The organism is Lentzea miocenica, assembly GCF_033949945.1.
GTDB lineage: Bacteria > Actinomycetota > Actinomycetes > Mycobacteriales > Pseudonocardiaceae > Lentzea > Lentzea miocenica.
Genome location: NZ_JAXAVW010000019.1, coordinates 26,973 through 43,648 on the forward strand (window position 1 = coordinate 26,973; position 16,676 = coordinate 43,648).

Annotated in this window: 15 protein-coding genes and 2 pseudogenes; 10 read left to right on the plus strand and 7 right to left on the minus strand. The window is 68.2% G+C overall.

The annotated features are described in order from the left end of the window. Nucleotides 1-55: 55 nt before the first annotated feature. Nucleotides 56-910, minus strand: coding sequence for a peptidylprolyl isomerase (locus tag SK803_RS23255; protein ID WP_319968176.1), 855 nt, complete (start codon nt 908-910; stop codon nt 56-58). Nucleotides 911-1,024: 114 nt separating this feature from the next. Between SK803_RS23255 and SK803_RS23260 the strand changes: the two genes are divergently transcribed. The 3 genes and pseudogenes from SK803_RS23260 to SK803_RS23270 all read left to right on the plus strand — a co-directional run bounded on the left by SK803_RS23260 (nt 1,025) and on the right by SK803_RS23270 (nt 3,731). Then, entirely contained in the window at nt 1,025-1,753 is a 729-nt protein-coding gene (locus SK803_RS23260; protein ID WP_319968177.1) for an MBL fold metallo-hydrolase, read from the plus strand. 5 nt (nt 1,754-1,758) lie between these two features. Continuing rightward, a pseudogene (hisS, locus tag SK803_RS23265) lies at nt 1,759-3,009 on the plus strand (histidine--tRNA ligase); the annotation flags it as partial. Nucleotides 3,010-3,098: 89 nt separating this feature from the next. After that, nucleotides 3,099-3,731, plus strand: a complete 633-nt coding sequence (locus SK803_RS23270) for a hypothetical protein (protein WP_319968178.1) — start codon at nt 3,099-3,101, stop codon at nt 3,729-3,731. Nucleotides 3,732-3,747: 16 nt separating this feature from the next. Here SK803_RS23270 and SK803_RS23275 read toward each other — a convergent pair whose 3' ends face one another. Further along, entirely contained in the window at nt 3,748-4,584 is an 837-nt protein-coding gene (locus SK803_RS23275; protein ID WP_319968179.1) for a spermidine synthase, read from the minus strand. Nucleotides 4,585-4,630: 46 nt separating this feature from the next. On the opposite strand from SK803_RS23275, the gene SK803_RS23280 reads away from it, so the two are divergent. After that, a complete protein-coding gene (locus SK803_RS23280; protein WP_319968180.1) occupies nt 4,631-4,984 on the plus strand; it encodes a DUF1304 domain-containing protein in 354 nt (117 codons plus the stop codon). Here the strand turns inward: SK803_RS23280 and SK803_RS23285 are convergent. The 3 genes from SK803_RS23285 to pnuC are packed head-to-tail and all read right to left on the minus strand — an operon-like array spanning nt 4,905 to nt 7,907. Beyond that, entirely contained in the window at nt 4,905-6,302 is a 1,398-nt protein-coding gene (locus SK803_RS23285; RefSeq protein WP_319968181.1) for a YibE/F family protein, read from the minus strand. The genes SK803_RS23280 and SK803_RS23285 overlap by 80 nt on opposite strands. Continuing rightward, nucleotides 6,280-7,341 carry an AAA family ATPase gene (locus SK803_RS23290; RefSeq protein ID WP_319968182.1) on the minus strand — a complete coding sequence of 354 codons (1,062 nt, stop codon included), beginning with the start codon at nt 7,339-7,341 and terminating at the stop codon, nt 6,280-6,282. The genes SK803_RS23285 and SK803_RS23290 overlap by 23 nt, the downstream gene beginning before the upstream one ends. Further along, nucleotides 7,338-7,907, minus strand: a complete 570-nt coding sequence (gene pnuC / locus SK803_RS23295) for a nicotinamide riboside transporter PnuC (protein WP_319968183.1) — start codon at nt 7,905-7,907, stop codon at nt 7,338-7,340. Before pnuC ends, SK803_RS23290 begins: the two co-directional genes overlap by 4 nt. A 45-nt stretch (nt 7,908-7,952) precedes the next feature. Here pnuC and SK803_RS23300 point away from each other — a divergent pair, with 45 nt between their 5' ends. After that, nucleotides 7,953-9,929 carry an intein-containing Rv2578c family radical SAM protein gene (locus SK803_RS23300; protein ID WP_319968184.1) on the plus strand — a complete coding sequence of 659 codons (1,977 nt, stop codon included), beginning with the start codon at nt 7,953-7,955 and terminating at the stop codon, nt 9,927-9,929. A 48-nt stretch (nt 9,930-9,977) separates the two neighbouring features. On the opposite strand, the gene SK803_RS23305 is transcribed toward SK803_RS23300, so the two are convergent. Together SK803_RS23305 and SK803_RS23310 are read right to left on the minus strand one after the other, a co-directional pair. Beyond that, a complete protein-coding gene (locus tag SK803_RS23305; protein ID WP_245822537.1) occupies nt 9,978-10,325 on the minus strand; it encodes a nuclear transport factor 2 family protein in 348 nt (115 codons plus the stop codon). A 19-nt stretch (nt 10,326-10,344) separates the two neighbouring features. Continuing rightward, nucleotides 10,345-11,076 carry a putative protein N(5)-glutamine methyltransferase gene (locus SK803_RS23310; RefSeq protein WP_319968185.1) on the minus strand — a complete coding sequence of 244 codons (732 nt, stop codon included), beginning with the start codon at nt 11,074-11,076 and terminating at the stop codon, nt 10,345-10,347. 127 nt (nt 11,077-11,203) lie between these two features. Here SK803_RS23310 and SK803_RS23315 point away from each other — a divergent pair, with 127 nt between their 5' ends. The 5 genes and pseudogenes from SK803_RS23315 (at nt 11,204) to SK803_RS23335 (ending at nt 16,667) form a co-directional block, all read left to right on the plus strand. Beyond that, nucleotides 11,204-11,731 (plus strand): TetR/AcrR family transcriptional regulator, encoded by a 528-nt coding sequence (locus SK803_RS23315; RefSeq protein ID WP_406601569.1) that lies wholly within the window; start codon nt 11,204-11,206, stop codon nt 11,729-11,731. Next, nucleotides 11,728-12,462, plus strand: a complete 735-nt coding sequence (locus SK803_RS23320) for a TIGR03084 family metal-binding protein (protein WP_319968187.1) — start codon at nt 11,728-11,730, stop codon at nt 12,460-12,462. The genes SK803_RS23315 and SK803_RS23320 overlap by 4 nt, the downstream gene beginning before the upstream one ends. 47 nt (nt 12,463-12,509) lie before the next feature. Then, nucleotides 12,510-13,993 (plus strand): annotated as a pseudogene (locus SK803_RS23325) (acyclic terpene utilization AtuA family protein). Further along, nucleotides 13,990-15,117: an acyl-CoA dehydrogenase family protein gene (locus SK803_RS23330; protein WP_319968188.1), complete on the plus strand. Its 1,128-nt coding sequence runs from the start codon at nt 13,990-13,992 to the stop codon at nt 15,115-15,117. The pseudogene SK803_RS23325 and the gene SK803_RS23330 overlap by 4 nt, the downstream one beginning before the upstream one ends. Next, nucleotides 15,117-16,667 (plus strand): acyl-CoA carboxylase subunit beta, encoded by a 1,551-nt coding sequence (locus SK803_RS23335; RefSeq protein WP_319968189.1) that lies wholly within the window; start codon nt 15,117-15,119, stop codon nt 16,665-16,667. Before SK803_RS23330 ends, SK803_RS23335 begins: the two co-directional genes overlap by 1 nt. Nucleotides 16,668-16,676: the final 9 nt, after the last annotated feature.

Genomic DNA, 16,676 nt, shown 5'->3' on the forward strand with positions numbered 1-16,676 from the left:
GCCCCCTGGAGCGATCCGGGGGGCCTTTTCGTGTGAAGAACTAGTTGGCCGCCACTTAGTTGGCCACTGCCGCCGACTTGATGTCGACCGGCGTCTTCGGCTTGCCGTCACCCTGGCCCGGCTGCTGCGAGATCGTGCCGGTCTTCGCGACCTCGTCGATCTTCTTCAGCGACTCCTCGTCCACCGTGCCGAACACGGTGTACGCGGGCTTCAGGTTCGCGCCGTCGCCGTAGACGATGAAGAACTGCGAGCCGTTGGTGTCCGGGCCCGAGTTCGCCATGGCGAGCACGCCGCGGCCGTAGGTGAGCTCCGGGTAGACCTCGTCCTTGAACGAGTAGCCGGGGCCGCCCATGCCGTTGCCGCCGGGGTCGCCGCACTGCAGGACCTGGATGCCGGTCACCACGAGGCGGTGGCAGGTGGTGTTGTCGAAGTACTTCTGCTTCGCCAGGTTCACGAAGTTGTTCACCGTGCACGGCGCGAGCGCGCGGTCGAGGTTGAACTTCAGGTCACCGATGGAGGTGCCGAGCGTGAGCGCCACGGTTCCGGTGGCGGACTGCTCGCCGTTCGCGGGCGGCGTGTTCTCCTTGGCCGCCGGCTCCTGGCCCTTCGTGTATTCACAGTTCACTTTTTCCGGCAGCGCGGTCGGGCGCTTCGGAATCTGGTGCAACGCGGTCGGAATGTTCTCCGCCTTGTCCACCGACTCCTGCTGGGGAGTCTCCGACGCGGCGGCGTCGCCGTTACCGAAGTCGTGGGTCGCGAGCCACCACACACCACTTCCGACGAGCGCAACAACGACGACCGTCGAGACGACGGCGATGATGCGACGCTTCTTGGCCCGCTCCTGGCGGTAGACCATCTGACGCTCAAGCTTGCGCTTGGCTGCCGCGCGTCGCTGCTCGTTGGTGGGCACGTGCTCCCTCCCCAGGGACTCATGCGAATAGGGCGGTCGGCTCGGCAGTCTAGGGCCTGGGCATATGAGCTTTGTGTGGTGGTTAGGCTGTGGTTGAACAGGGAGGTCATTTTCGTGCTCGTGATCGGGTTCCCGACTGGTGCGCTCCAGGCGAACTGCTTCGTCCTGGCGGCCGGTGAGGGCGAGCCCTGCGTGATCATCGACCCCGGTCAGGACGCGGTCGAGCCGATCGAACAGGCGCTGCGGGAGTACAAGCTCGCCCCTGTCGCCGTGCTGCTCACGCACGGGCACTTCGACCACACGTTCTCCGTCACCCCGGTCTGCGACGGCAACGACATCCCCGCCTACATCCACCCGGATGACGTAGCGATGCTCTCCGACCCCCTGAAGGGCGTCAGCCGCGAGTCGGCCGCGTTCTTCGGCGGCAACCTGGAGATGCGCGAGCCGTCCGAGGTGCGCGAGCTGACCGACGGGGTCGAGCTCGACCTCGCCGGGTTGCAGATCACCGTCGACCACACGCCGGGCCATACCGGCGGGTCGGTGATGTTCCGCTCCGGCGTGCAGGAAGGGGGTCGCCTGGTGATCTCGGGTGACACGCTCTTCGCCGGTTCCATCGGACGCACCGACCTGCCTGGCGGTGACCACTCGCGCATGTTGTCGTCTCTGCAGAACAAGGTCTTGACCTTGCCCGACGACACGGTGGTGCTGCCCGGCCACGGCCCTTCGACGACCATTGGCCGCGAACGTGGGACGAACCCCTACCTGCTCCAGCTGCAGGACGCTGTTCGCACTGAGGCTGTTCACATCGAGGACACGCCGGCCGCCCCGCACCGAGGACTTTGAGAGACGTGTTTTCCGCACCCAAAGGCGTTCCTGACTACATCCCGCCGACGTCCGCCGCTTTTGTGCACGTTCGGTCAACCCTGACCCGTGCCGCGGAGCTCGCGGGCTACGGCTACGTCGAGCTGCCGGTCTTCGAGGACACCGCGCTGTTCTCGCGCGGCGTCGGCGAGTCGACCGACGTCGTGACGAAGGAGATGTACACCTTCCTCGACCGCGGCGACCGATCCATCACGCTGCGGCCCGAGGGCACCGCCGGCGTGATGCGGGCGGTGATCGAGCACAGCCTCGACCGCGGCTCGCTGCCGGTGAAGCTCTACTACGCGGGCCAGTTCTTCCGCGCCGAGGCTCCGCAGGCCGGCCGGTACCGGCAGTTCCACCAGGTCGGCATCGAGGCGATCGGCATCGACGACCCCGCGCTCGACGCCGAGGTCATCGCCGTCGGTGACGCCGGGTTCCGCGCGATCGGGCTGACCGGGTACCGGCTGGAGCTCACCTCGCTGGGCGACGCCCACTGCCGTCCCGCGTACCGGGAGAAGCTGCAGGCGTTCCTGAGCGACCTGCCGCTGGACGAGGCGACTCGTCAGCGCGCCGAGCTGAACCCGCTGCGGGTGCTCGACGACAAGCGGCCCGAGGTGCGCGCGCTGGTCGCGGACGCGCCGCTGATGGTGGACAACCTGTGCGACGCCTGCCGTGAGCACTACGAGTCGGTCAAGGGCTACCTGACCGAGCTGGGCGTGAAGTTCGTCGAGAACCCGCGCATGGTCCGCGGGCTCGACTACTACACCAAGACGACGTTCGAGTTCGTCCACGACGGTCTGGGCGCGCAGTCCGGCATCGGCGGCGGCGGTCGCTACGACGGCCTGATGGCGCAGCTCGGCGGCCAGGAGCTGTCCGGCGTGGGCTTCGGCCTCGGCGTGGACAGGGCGCTGCTGGCTGCTGAGGCCGAGGGCGTGCTGCCGTCGTTCAGCCGGGTCGACGTGATCGGCGTGCCGCTGGGCGAGGCCGCCAGAGCCCGTCTGGTCGCGATCGCCGGTGAGCTGCGTGCGGCTGGTGTGCGGACGGACCTCGTCTACGGCGGCCGGTCGATGAAGGCGGGCTTCAAGGCCGCCGACAAGTCCGGTGCGCGGCTGGCGCTGGTGCTCGGTGAGCGTGACCTGGAAGCCGGGAACATCGGCATCAAGACGCTCGCCACGGGTGACCAGGTGACGGTGCCGCTCGCCGACGTGATCTCGTCGGTGCAGGACGCGTTGCGGCCTGGCGATCTCCTCGCCGGTGTGCCCGGCGGCGTCGAGGCGCTGGCCTCGGACGCCGGCGGCACGGTGGCCGAGGCGGTGCGAGAGACCCCGTGAGCGCCTCCGACGACAAGCTCGTTCTCGACCTGCTGGACAAGGCGACGGTGCGCAAGCGCGCGCGGATGGTGGCGATCGGTGGCCTCATGGTCGCGCTCGCCTTCGGCGCGATCGTCGGGTTCATCGGTGGCCGCTGGTCCGGCGTGATCGCCGGGTTGATCGTGTCGGTGCCGGTGATCCTGCTGGCACTGTCCGAGGCGCGCCGCACGGTGTGGCTGGAGGGCACGACCGTGTACGTCCGGGCGTTCGGCACGCGCAAGGTCGACCTCGCGGTGGCCGATGCGCTGGACCTGCTCGTCACCGATCTGCGTGGCGCTCGGACGGTCGGGCTGTTCGTGCGGGGCGGCAAGAAGGCGATCAACATCGCGTTGTCGATGTACGCGGGTACCGGTGGGCGTGAGCTGGGGATCTACCAGCTGCGCCGGCTGGCTGACGCGCTGGCTGCCCGTGGGGACACGCCTGGGTTGGTGTTCTCGGAGCTGCTGGTGGCTCAGTTGCGGGCGGAGGCTCGCGGGCTGGCTGCGGCCGACCGGCCGTTGTACCGGCTGGGGTCGTTGGCACCGGCTGGGCGGATGGCGCAGAAGCTCCATCCGGAGGCCGTGTCGAAGTTCGTGACCTCGCTGGACTGAGCGGGCCCCGGCGGGCTCAGGTGCCCCAAAGGCCGGACGGCGGTGCGGGGGAGAGGGTCGCGGTCACATCGGTGGTGACAGGTGCGCCACCGATGAACTTCGTCAGCCCCGTGCCGTGCTCGACCCGGCCTGGGAACGGATCCCCGGCGGTCGCGCGCATCAGCTGCTGCATCGGCAAGCCGGTGTGCGAGGCGAAGATCACGAAGTTGCCGAACCGCCGGCCGCGGAACACGCCCGGTTCGGCCAGCACGCAGACGTGTTCGAACACCGCGCGCACGGTGGCGCACTGGGCTCGGGCGAACTGCAGTCCGTTGCCGTCGCCGATGTTCGCCGCGTAGACCCCGTCCTCGACGAGCGCCGCCGACGCCTGGCGCACGAACTCGACCGAGGTCAGGTGCGCCGGCGTGCGGGCTCCGGCGAAGCAGTCCGAGACGATCAGGTCGAACGAGCCGGGGCGGGTGCGGGCGAGCACGGCGCGGGCGTCGCCCGTGGTGATCTTCACCCGTGGGGGTGGCGGGAGTTCGCGGCGGATGAACGCGATCAGGCCCGCGTCGATCTCGGCGACCTGTTGAGACGCTCGTGGGAGCGATTCCGCGATGTAGCGCGCTAGCGTGAGCGCGCCACCACCCAGGTGCAGAACACGCGAGGGCGCCGTGAAATCGACGATGTGACCCAGCCGGCGGACGTACTCGAACTCCAGGTACGTCGGATCGTCCTGGTCCACATGCGACTGTGGGGTTCCGTTGACGCGCAACGTCCACGAACGACGGCCACCGATGTCGGGAACCAGTTCGGCGACGCCGGAGTCGATCGACTCGGTGATCGCCTCTGTGCCGGGCCGCTGTCTTCCCACTGCTCTATTGTCTCATCGGGCGTATCAGTCCAGAGGAGGACCTCAAGTGCAGGTTGTTGCAAACGTTCTGATCGCCCTGGTGGTGTTGATCCACATCTACATCGTGGTGCTGGAGATGTTCCTCTGGACGACACCGCGCGGCCAGAAGGCGTTCGGCATCACGCCGGAGTTCGCGCAGGAGTCGAAGGCACTGGCCGCGAACCAGGGCCTCTACAACGGCTTCCTCGCCGCCGGCCTGATCTACGCGCTGATCCGGCAGGACTTCGGCGCGTCGGTGCTGTTCACGGTGTTCGTGATCGTCGCGGGCATCTACGGCACGTTCACGGCGAGCCGGAAGATCTTCTTCGTGCAGGTGGTGCCTGGCGCGCTGGCGCTGCTCTTCGTGCTGCTCGCGGGCTAGCACCCGGTCGTTCCCACGGCCCCTTGTCGGGGTCGTAACCGATGTAGAGGTCGCCCTCGATCCGCTGCCGCCGCGGCGGTTCGGGCTTCGCACGCTTCACGGTCTTGGTCTTGGGTTCCGGCTCCGGGTCGGGTTCTGGCTTGGGAGCGGCCGCGGGGGCGACCTCCTGGCGCACGGCGACCAGCGCGGCCAGCGCGGTGGTGACCGGGATGGCCGCCACCAGGCCGATGCTGCCGACGAGCGTGCGCACGATCTCCTGCGCGATCTGCTGTGCGGTCAGGATCTCGCCCATCGACCGCCCGGCCAGCGAGATCGCCAGCAGCAACGGCAGCGCGGCGCCGGCGTAGGCCATCACGAGCGTGTTCACCACGGACGACATGTGGTCGCGGCCGATCCGCGAACCGGCGGCGAACAGGTCGCGCCACGTCAGCTTGTCGTTGGCCCGGCGCAGCTCCCACACGGCACTGGTCTGCGTGACCGTCACGTCGTCGAGCACGCCCAGCGCACCGATCAGGGTGCCCGCCAGGAGCAGTCCGCGGGTGTCGATGTCGGTGCCGAGCACGGTGACGAGGTTGATCGTGTCCTCGTCCAGCCCGGTCAGCGACGCCACCGCCGAGAACAACGCGCCCAGCACGCCGATCAGCGCGAGGCTGACCAGCGTTCCCAGCACCGCTGTCGATGTTCGAGCGCTGATGCCGTGGGTCAGGTAGAGCACCACGAACATGATCAGCCCGGCGCCGACCACCGCGACCATCAGCGGGCTCTTGCCGGCCAGGATCGACGGCATCACGAACAGCACCAGCACCACGAAGCTCAGCAGCAACGCGCCCAGCGCCGCGAAGCCCTGCCATCGCCCGAGCAACAGCACGGCAGCGGCGAAGAGCAATGCCAGCACCACGAGCGACCAGCCGCGCTGGAAGTCCACGATCTGATACGACTCGGCGGCCTGCGGCTGGCTGCCCGAATAGGACAGAACGACCTCGTCGCCGACGTTGAAGCGCGGTGCTCCCGGGCCGTTCACGCTGGGGATCGTGATGCTCTGCCCGCTCGCGTCGCCGTCGGTCATCCGCACGGTGATCGCGACGCACTTCTCGCCGCAGTTCGCCTGCTCGCCGGTGACGACCGCGTTGACGGGCTTCTGGTGCAGGCCGATCTCGGCGCCGGTCTTCTGCTCGTGCCCGAACGGGTAGAGCAGCGCCGCGCCGACGATCGTGGCCAGCGCCAACGGCACCAACAGCCACATCAGCAACGTGCGTACGCGCTCCGACGCGGGTTCTTCGTCCTTCAGCGCATGGCTATGCCCGTGACCGTGACCCACGCGTGACATCCTGCCTCATGAGTTGTTCGACGGCCGTTACGGCGGTCGCGAACCTGTCCTCGGTCAGCTTGAGCCACGGCACGCCGCGCCGGGCCAGCTCCCGTTCGAACAGTCCGGTCATCCACTCCCGCAGGTGCTCGCCGTCGCGCCAGCCGTCCTGTTCGAACAGAACGCCGGCGTGGTCGGTCAGCAGGTAGAGGTCCGGTTCCGTGCCCAGGAAGATCTCCGGCCGGAAACCGAGGTAGCGCTCTCCCCAGACGGTCGCGGCGAACGCGTCGTTGTCCGCGATCACCAGCGGCGCGGTCTCGGCCTGGATGCGGCGTTCCTGTTCGCGTGCGACGTCTTCGAAGTCGCCCAAGGTCCACACCAGACCGTCCACAGTGGCGTTCTCCGCAAACGCTCGCGCGGCGGCCAGCTTGTGTTCGGTGTGTTCGCGGCCGTACTCGGCGATCCACGGCGCTGCGAAGTGTTCCGCGAGCTGCCGGGACAGGGTCGTCGTGCCGGTGCTCTCGGCGCCGACGACCACGACCTTCCACCCCAGACCGCGTTGCGTGGCGGGCGCCAGGTGGTGCCAGTTCGCGACCGGGTCGTCGCGGACGGCCGTTCCGGAGACCCGATGTGTGAGGCGGTCCAGGTCGACGAGGACGTGCTGCGCGCCGAGCCGCCGGGCCAGCTCGTCGCCGTACTTCTCGCTGGAGAACACGACGTCCACCGGCGCCTTCGACGGGTCGCCGTCCGCGATCGCGCGCCGGGCCAGCACCGCGCGCGTCAGTCCGACGTGCAGGTCCCAGATCTCGTCGGAGTCGAAGTCCATCGGGTGGTCGTCGAGGTCGCCGATGATCCGCACACCCGGCGTCGCGCGGTGTGTCTCCGTCAGCCAGCGCACGCGGTGTTCGAGAGGGATGGTCTCCGACGACGCCGCGAGCACGGTGACCGTTGTGCGTGCGCTGCGAGAGGCTGCCGTCTCGATGAGGTGGTGGTGTCCGTTGTGCGGTGGGTAGAACTTGCCGAGCACCAACGCGTGTTCGAACACCGTCACACCCGCACCTCGTCCTTGGTCCAGTTACGCAGCCCGATCACGCACAGCACCATGAACCCCACGTACAACACAGCCGTGAGGTACAGCTCCTTGTACGCGTAGAGCGGCACGTAGATCACGTCCGCGGCGATCCACAGCCACCAGCACTCGATCTTCTTGCGCGCCTGTCCCCAGGTCGCGAGCAGCGACAACACCGTCGTGATCGCGTCCCAGAACGGCACGGTCGACTCGGTGAACGTCACCAGCACCCAGTGCAGCAGCCCTGTCCCGAGCACACCGGCGACCGCGATCCAGATCCACTGCTGCCGCGTGGTGCGGCTGACGTGCAGCGTCGTGTGCTGCTCGCCGCCGCGCAGCCACGCCCACCAGCCGTAGACCGCGAGCACGACGTAGACGATCTGCAGCCCGGAGTCCGCGTACAGGCCGCTGCCCCAGAACAGCACGAAGAACGCGATGTTGTTGGCGATGCCGATGGGCCAGTTCCAGGCGTTTTGCCTGGCCACGAGCCACACGCACAGGGCTCCGGTGATGAAGCCGGCGATCTCGACAACCTTTTCGGGTGACACGCGCTCTCCTTGACCGCTGTTCGAACATGTGTTCGAATCGAAGGTGTGCGATGGGACGGACAGAAACTCGAGGCAGAGCCGCAGCAGGCACTACCGGGGCTACCGGGACTGGTGCGCAGCGTACGAACTCCTGAGTTCGCGGACGTGGTGTTCCACGAGGTCCGCGCCAAATCCGTGCTCAACGGGGTACCGGGTTCGTCGCTGCCCTTCTCGTGGACCGTGAATCCGTATCGGGGCTGCTCACACGCCTGCACCTACTGCATGGCGGGCGACACCCCGATCCTCATGGGCGACGGCCGCACCAAGCCGTTGGCCGACCTCCGGGAGGGCGATGAGATCTACGGCACTGAGCTCGTCGGCAACTATCGGCGCTACAAGCTGACGACCGTTCGTGCGCACTGGGAGGCGCGCAAGGTCGCGTACCGGCTGACGCTCGAGGACGGCACGTCGGTGGTGGCGTCCGGTGATCACCGCTTCCTGACCGACCGCGGCTGGAAGCACGTGACCGGCGAGACCGCGGGCACCGGCCGCCGTCCGCACCTCACGACCGGCAACAAGCTGATGGGCACGGGGGCGTTCGTCGAGCAGCCCTCCGTGACCGACGACTACCGCCGCGGCTACCTGCGCGGCATGGTGGACGACGAGCACGAGTTCAAGATCCCCCTGGCCGACATCGAGGCCATGGACCGCACACAGGAGTATCTCGACTACTTCGGTGTGCGAGAAGGGAGGGGATTTCTGCACCAAGTGCGCGAGCTCGCGCACTGGCAGATAGCCCCGAACCCCGACTGGCTCAAGGGATTCCTGGCCGGTGCGTTCGACTACCTCGGGACCTGCTCGCGCAGCATCCTGCGCATGTCGACGCGCAACGCCACTGTTCTCGAAGCGATCTGCATCGCCCTGAAGCACTTCGACTTCGACTTCGCGATCGAGGAACTGCGCCGCCGTCGTGGCGTGCGCGTCGTGCGGCTGCGTGGCGGGCTGCGCGAGAACCTGCGCTTCTTCCACACCGTCGACCCGGCGATCACGCGCAAGCGGGACATCGACGGCGTGGCGATCAAGTCGCAGCAGCCGTTGGGTGTCGTGTCGGTGGAACCGTTGGGGGAGATGACGCTTTACGACATCTCGACCGGCACCGCCGACTTCATCGCCAACGGCGTGGTGTCGCACAACTGCTTCGCCCGCAAGACCCACACCTATCTGGATCTGGACTCCGGCAAGGACTTCGACAACCAGCTGATCGTCAAGGTCAACGCGGGGGAGGTGCTGTCGCGGCAGCTGCGGTCCGCCAAGTGGAAGCAGGAGCACGTCGCGCTGGGCACCAACACCGATCCGTACCAGCGGGCGGAGGGGCGGTACGCCTTGATGCCAGGGATCATCGAGGCGTTGACCGCCTCTCGTACGCCCTTCTCGATCCTGACGAAGGGCACCTTGCTGGCGCGTGATCTGCCGCTGCTGTCCGCGGCGGCAGAGGTCGTGCCGGTCGGGATCGCCGTTTCGCTGGCGTTGATGGATCGGGATCTGCACAAGTCGCTGGAGCCCGGCACACCGACGCCGGCTGCCCGGCTGGACCTGGTGCGGAAGGTGCGGGAGGCCGGGTTGCCCTGCGGGGTGTTCGTGGCTCCGGTGTTACCGGAGCTGACGGATTCCGTTGAACAGCTGGACTTCCTGCTGGAGCAGATCGCGGCTGCCGGGGCCACTGGCGTGACGGTGCTGCCGTTGCACCTGCGTCCTGGCGCGAAGGAGTGGTTCGCTGCCTGGCTTCGTCGCGAGCATCCGGATCTCGTCGAGACCTATCGGTACCTCTACGGAACCGGGTCCTATGTGGACAAGCGGTATCGCGCCCGGCTGGCTGCGCGCGTCGTGCCGTTGATCGAGAAGCACGGACTGGCGCCGCGTGGGCGGTCCACCGACGCCGTCACCGGTGTTCCCGGTGACGACGACGGCGTGTGGCCCGATGGCAGTCTGCCGGTGGGTGTTCCGGCTCCGCGTGTGGACCAGGAACAGCTCACCCTGCTGTGATCTTCAGCGTGAGGAGCACCCTCTTCCCCAGGGTGTCCTTTCGCGCGGTCACTCGGCCCAGCCGCCCTGGGCCATCGTCTGGAACTTCCACTCGCCGCCGACCTTCGTGAGCAGGTCGCCGTAGCGGACCGTCATCCCGTTGATCGTGCCGTCCGTGATGACGAAGACCAAGTTGTCGTTGATGAAGTGCGGCGTCCTGGTGGACTCCATCTGTACATCGCCGCCGAGTTGTGCCCCCATCTCCTTCAGGAACGTCTCGCGGTCCCACGACGTGGCCGAGCCGTCGGTGACCGTGTTGATCGGGAACAGTGCCATGTCGGCCATCGCCTCGACGTCGCCCTTGACCGCGAGCGCGTCCCACTTCGCAAACCACTGCATGACCTCGTCGTACGCCATACCGTACATTGTACGGAACTTAGGCGCTGCCGACCACTGCCGTGGTGTCCTCGCTGGTCACGAGCTTGGCGTCGAGCCCTGCCGCCGTGAAAGCGGCCAGTGCGGCCGGTGCTTGGCGTTCGCTGGTCTCGCTCATCAGCCAGCCGCCGGGTCGTAGCCAGGTCGCTGCCTGCGCGGCCACGCGGCGCATCACCTCGAGGCCGTCCTCGCCGCCGTCGAGCGCTACCCGTGCCTCGTGGTCGCGGGCCTCGGTGGGCATGAACCGGATGTCGTCGGTCGGTACGTACGGCACGTTGGCGACCACGACGTCGATGTGGCCCTTGAGGTGCGTGGGGAGCGCGTCGAACAGGTCGCCCTCGAACACGTTCGTGAGGTTCTGGCGTGCGCACGCCACGGCCACGGGGTCGATGTCGGCGGCGTACACGGTGGCGGTCGGCAGCCGGTGTTGCAACACCGCGCCTACCGCGCCTGATCCGCAGCACATGTCGACGACCAGGGCGGGCTTCAGGTCGGTGGCGAGGTCCACCAGCAGTTCGGTGCGGTGGCGCGGGACGAAGACGCCCCTGGTGACCGCGATCCGTTGCCCGCAGAACATCGCCCAGCCGACGACGTGTTCCAGCGGCAGCCCGCCGATGCGTTGCTTGACCAGTTCTCCAAGGTGCCGGTCGTCGCGAGCGGCTTCTTCCAGCAGAGCGGCCTCTTCTTCGGCGAAAACGCAGCCGGCGGCCCGCAGTCGTTCCACGATGCTCATCGCTGCCGGACGCTAGCAGCGACATTTACAAGCAGGCTTGACTGTTTGTTTGTGGGCCGGAACACTCGGGAGCGTGGAGACGAGGCAACGCCAGGCCGACCGCAGCCGCGGCACCAAGCGGAAGCTGATGGAGGCGACCGTCGAGTGCCTGGTCGAACGTGGCTGGTCAGGCACCACGACGACCGAGGTGGCCGAGCGGGCCGGGGTGTCGCGGGGCGCGCAACTGCACCACTTCCGGACGCGCGGTGAGCTGGTCGCGGCGGCCGTGGAGCACGTGGGCGCGGAGAGCGTCGAGGTGCTCAAGGCGCGGGCGCAGATCGCGGAGAAGAGCACGCACGCCGTGGTGGAGCTGATCGCGGACTTCCACGCCAGCGACCTGTTCACCGCTGCCTTGGAGCTGTGGGTGGCCGCGCGGACTGATCCGGAGCTGCGCGAGCAGGTGCTGGAGCTGCAGGCGCGGCTGGGGCGTGAGGTGTACGGGCTGGCGTTGGAGCTGCTCGACGTCGACGACACCAGACCGGGCGTGAAGGACGCCGTGCAGGCAACCCTGGATCTTGTGCGCGGGCTGGCTCTCGCGAACCAGCTCGCCGACGACGCCAAACGCCGTGCGCACGTCGTGCGCTACTGGGCGAGGATGCTGGAGGAGCAGCTGTGATCACGGAACTGCTGGCCGACCTCGACGCCGAGTCGCGGGAGCTGGACGACATCGTGGCCGGCGCGGAGGACTGGTCGGTGCCGACGCCCGCCGAGGGATGGACGGTCGCGCACCAGATCGGCCATCTCATGTGGACGGACAAGGCGGCGATCCTCGCGATCACCGATCCCGAGGCGTTCCAGGCCCAGCCGCTGACGGCGGACATCGTCGACCGGACCGCGGCTGAGGCCGCTGCCATGCCGGACCTGTTGGAACAGTGGCGTTCCGGCCGCGTGGCGCTGCGGGAGCACCTGGCGGCGGCCTCCGGGAAGATCCTGTGGTTCGGGCCGCCGATGAGCCCGGCGTCGATGGCGACCGCGCGGATCATGGAGACGTGGGCGCACGGGCAGGACGTCGCCGATGCGCTCGGTGTCGTGCGGGAGCCGACTTCGCGTCTCAGGCACGTGTGTCACATCGGGGTGCGGACGATGGGATTCGCCTTCCTGCTCAACGGGTTGGCGGCGCCGGAGGCCGAGGTGCGGGTCGAGCTGACCGGGCCGGGCGGGGAGTTGTGGACCTGGGGGCCTGAGGGCGCTGAGAACCGGGTTTCCGGGCCCGCGCTGGACTTCGCCTGGCTGGTGACGCAGCGGCGGAACCGCAAGGAGCTGGCGGTGGAGGCGGTCGGGCCGGTGGCGGAGGAGTGGGTGCCGATCGCGCAGGCCTTCGCGGGGCCTCCTGGCGGTGGCCGGTGATTCGGATCGGCAACGCGTCGGGGTTCTACGGGGATCGGTTGTCCGCCATGCGCGAGCAGCTGGAGGGCGGCCACCTCGACGTCCTGACCGGCGACTACCTCGCCGAGCTGACCATGCTCATCCTCGGCCGCGACCGGATGAAGGACTCGGGTCTCGGGTACGCCAAGACGTTCCTGCGGCAGATGGAGGACTGTCTGGCGCTGGCGCTCGATCAGGGCGTCAAGATCGTGGTCAACGCCGGTGGGCTCAATCCTGAGGGGCTGGCGCGCAAGCTCGACGCCAAGGTCGGGTACGTCACCGGTGATGATCTCAAGGCGCGGTTCCCGGAGGCGTTGACCGCCAATGCCTACCTGGGCGCGTGGGAGATCGCGGAGTGCCTGAACCAGGGCGCGCAGGTCGTGGTCACCGGGCGCGTCACGGATGCGAGCCTCGTGGTCGGGCCCGCCGCGGCGCACTTCGGGTGGGCGCGCGACGACTGGGACCGGCTGGCCGGGGCGACGGTCGCCGGGCACGTGCTGGAGTGCGGGACGCAGGCGACCGGCGGGAACTACTCGTTCTTCACCGAGATCGACGCGACCAGGCCCGGGTTTCCGATCGCGGAGATCGACGAGGACGGGTCGTGCCTGATCACCAAGCACGCCGGCACGGGCGGTGCGGTCACGGTCGACACCGTTACGGCACAACTGCTCTACGAGATCGGGGCGCCGGAGTACCTGGGGCCGGACGTCACCACGCACTTCGACACGATCCGGCTGACGTCGGACGAGCGTGGCGTGCGGATCAGCGGCACCAAGGGGAGTCCGCCGCCGGACACGTTGAAGGTGTGCCTGAACACGTTGGGCGGCTTCCGGAACTCCACGACGTTCGTCCTCACCGGACTCGACGTCGGCGCGAAGGCCGAGCTGGTCAAGCGGCAGCTGCACGACGCCATCGGTGAGGAAAGCCTGACCTGGACGTTGGCGCGCACCGATCACGCGGACGCGGACACCGAGGAGCGGGCCAGCGCGTTGTTGCACGTGACGATCAAGACGGCGGATCCCAAGCGGGCCAAGGGGTTCAGCCGGGCGGCGATCGAGCTGGCGCTGGCGAGCTATCCCGGGTTCCACGTGACGGCGCCGCCGAGCGACGGGACGCCGTTCGGGGTCTACAAGGCGGCCTACGTCCACCGCGACGAGGTCAGCGCGAAGGCGGTGTTGTTGTGAGCGGGGCTGTGAAGAGAGCGCTGGGAACGATCGCCGGTGCGCGCAGCGGTGACAAGGGCGGCGACGCGAACCTCGGCGTGTGGGTTCGCTCGCAGGAAGCCTACGAGTGGCTCAACGGGTTTCTGACTACCGAGAAGCTCAAGGAACTGCTGCCGGAAGCCGGGGAGGTCAGCCGGTACGAGTTGCCGAACCTCAGGGCGCTCAACTTCGTGCTGCACGGGCTGCTCGGTGACGGCGTGGCCAGCAGCACGAGGTTCGATCCGCAGGCGAAGGCGCTGGGCGAGTGGTTGCGCGGCAGGGAAGTCGAGATCCCGGAGGAGCTCCTGTGATCACGAAGACTGTGATTACGAAGGACCTGTACGAGCGGAAAGAGCTCAGGGCGCTCGTCCGCGACTTCACGCGCAAGGAGATCGCGCCGCACCTCGGCGAGTGGGAGAAGCAGGGCGAGGTTCCGCGTGAGCTGCACAAGAAGGCGGCGGAACTGGACCTGCTCGGCATCGGGTTCGAGCACGGCGACCTGCTCGACTCGGTCGCGCTGACCGAGGAGATCATCCAGAACGGCGGGTCGTCGGGGCTGATGGCGGCGTTGTTCACGCTCGGCATCGCGATCCCGCACATCTGGCAGACCAGGAACGACGACCTGATCGAGCGGTTCGCGAAACCGGCCATCCGGGGCGAGAAGATCGGCAGTCTCGCGGTCACCGAACCCGGCGCCGGATCCGACGTCGCGGCGATCAGGACCAGGGCGGTCAGGGACGGCGATCACTACGTCGTCACCGGCGAGAAGACGTTCATCACCTCCGGGTGCCGGGCGGACTTCGTCACGACCGCGGTGCGGACCGGCGGCGAGGGCTACCAGGGCATCTCGCTGCTGGTGATCGAGGACGGGTTCACCCGGCGCAAGCTCGACAAGATGGGCTGGCACTGCAGCGACACCGCCGAACTGCACTTCGACGACGTGCGCGTGCCGGTGGAGAACCTGGTGGGCGAGGAGAACCAGGGCTTCGCGCTGATCATGCAGCAGTTCCAGGTCGAGCGCGTCACGATGGCGGTCGAGGCTTATGCGACGGCGCAACGGGCGTTGGACCTGACCGTCGAGTGGACCCGCGACCGCGAGACGTTCGGCAAGCCGCTGATCAAGAACCAGGTGGTGCGCCACAAGCTCGCCGGGATGGCGCAGAAGATCGACCTGGCGCGGACCTACACGCGGGAGGTCGCGGCCAGGATCAACCGCGGCGAGGACTGCGTCACCGAGGTCTGCTTCGCCAAGAACGCGGCCGTTCAGGCGTGCGACGAGGTGGTCGACGCGGCGGTGCAGTTGCACGGCGGCATGGGATACATGCGGGAGTCCGAAGTGGAGCGTCACTACCGGGACGCCCGCATCCTCGGCATCGGGGGCGGGGCGAGTGAAGTGATGACCGAGCTCGCGGCACGACGATTGGGGTTCGTCTGATGGGCAACAGGGAGGCGCTGCTCGCGAAGATCGCGGGGCTGGACGCCGAGCACGCCAAAGCCCTCGCGGGCGGTGGGCCGAAGTACGTCGAGCGGCACCACAAGCGCGGGAAGCTGCTGGCCCGCGAACGGGTCGAGCTGCTCGTCGACGAGGACAGCCCGTTCCTGGAGCTGTCGCCGCTGGCCGCGTGGGGCACGGACTTCCCCGTTGGCGCGTCGGTGGTCACGGGCATCGGGCGGATCGAGGGAGTCGAGTGCGTGATCGTCGCGAACGACCCGACGGTGCGCGGTGGGTCGTCGAACCCGTACACACTGCGGAAGTCCTTGCGGGCCAACGACATCGCGTTGCAGAACCGGTTGCCGCTGGTCAGCCTGGTCGAGTCCGGTGGCGCTGATCTGCCGACGCAGAGCGAGATCTTCATCCCTGGCGGGCGGGCGTTCCGCGACCTGACCCGCCTGTCCGCCGCGGGCATTCCGACGATCACCGCGGTGTTCGGCAACGCGACGGCCGGTGGTGCGTACGTGCCGGGCATGTCGGACTACGCGATCATGATCAAGGATCGCTCGAAGGTGTTCCTCGGTGGTCCGCCGCTGGTCAAGATGGCGACCGGGGAGGACTCCGACGACGAGTCGCTGGGCGGCGCGTCCATGCACGGCGCCACGTCCGGGCTCGCGGACTTCGTGGCGGAGGACGAGACCGATGCGATCCGGCTGGCGCGCAGGGTGGTCGCCCGGTTGAACTGGCGCAAGCTCGGGCCGGAGCCGGCGCCGGTGGAAGAGCCGCTGTTCGACGCCGAGAGCATCCTGGACATCGTCAGCGAGGACCAGCGGGTGCCGTTCGATCCCCGCGACGTCATCGCGCGGCTCGTCGACGGGTCGGTGTTCGACGAGTTCAAGCCGTTGTACGGCAACAGTCTTGTCACCGGGTGGGCCAGGATGCACGGCTATCCGGTCGGCATCCTCGCCAACGCGCGTGGGGTGTTGTTCAGCGAGGAGTCGCAGAAGGCCACGCAGTTCATCCAGCTGGCGAACCAGAGCGACACCCCGCTGGTCTTCCTGCAGAACACCACGGGCTACATGGTCGGCGCCCAGTACGAGCAGGGCGGCATCGTCAAGCACGGCTCGATGATGATCAACGCTGTGTCCAACAGCCGGGTGCCGCACCTGACGATCACGATGGGTGCCTCCTACGGCGCGGGCAACTACGGCATGTGCGGCAGGGCGTACGACCCGCGGTTCCTGTTCACCTGGCCCAACGCCAAGTCCGCGGTGATGGGGCCCGCGCAGCTCGCGGGTGTGCTGTCGATCGTCGGGCGGCAGGCCGCCATGGCGAAGGGGCAGGAGTACAACGAGGAGCACGACGCCGCCATGCGCAGGATGGTGGAGGCGCAGATCGAGGAGCAGTCGCTGGCGCCGTTCCTGTCCGGGAAGCTCTACGACGACGGCGTGATCGACCCTCGCGATACCAGGACCGTGCTTGGCGTGTGCCTCTCCGCTGTCCACAGCGGACCGATCAAGGGCGCCGACGGCTTCGGCGTCTTCCGGATGTGATGACCCCAG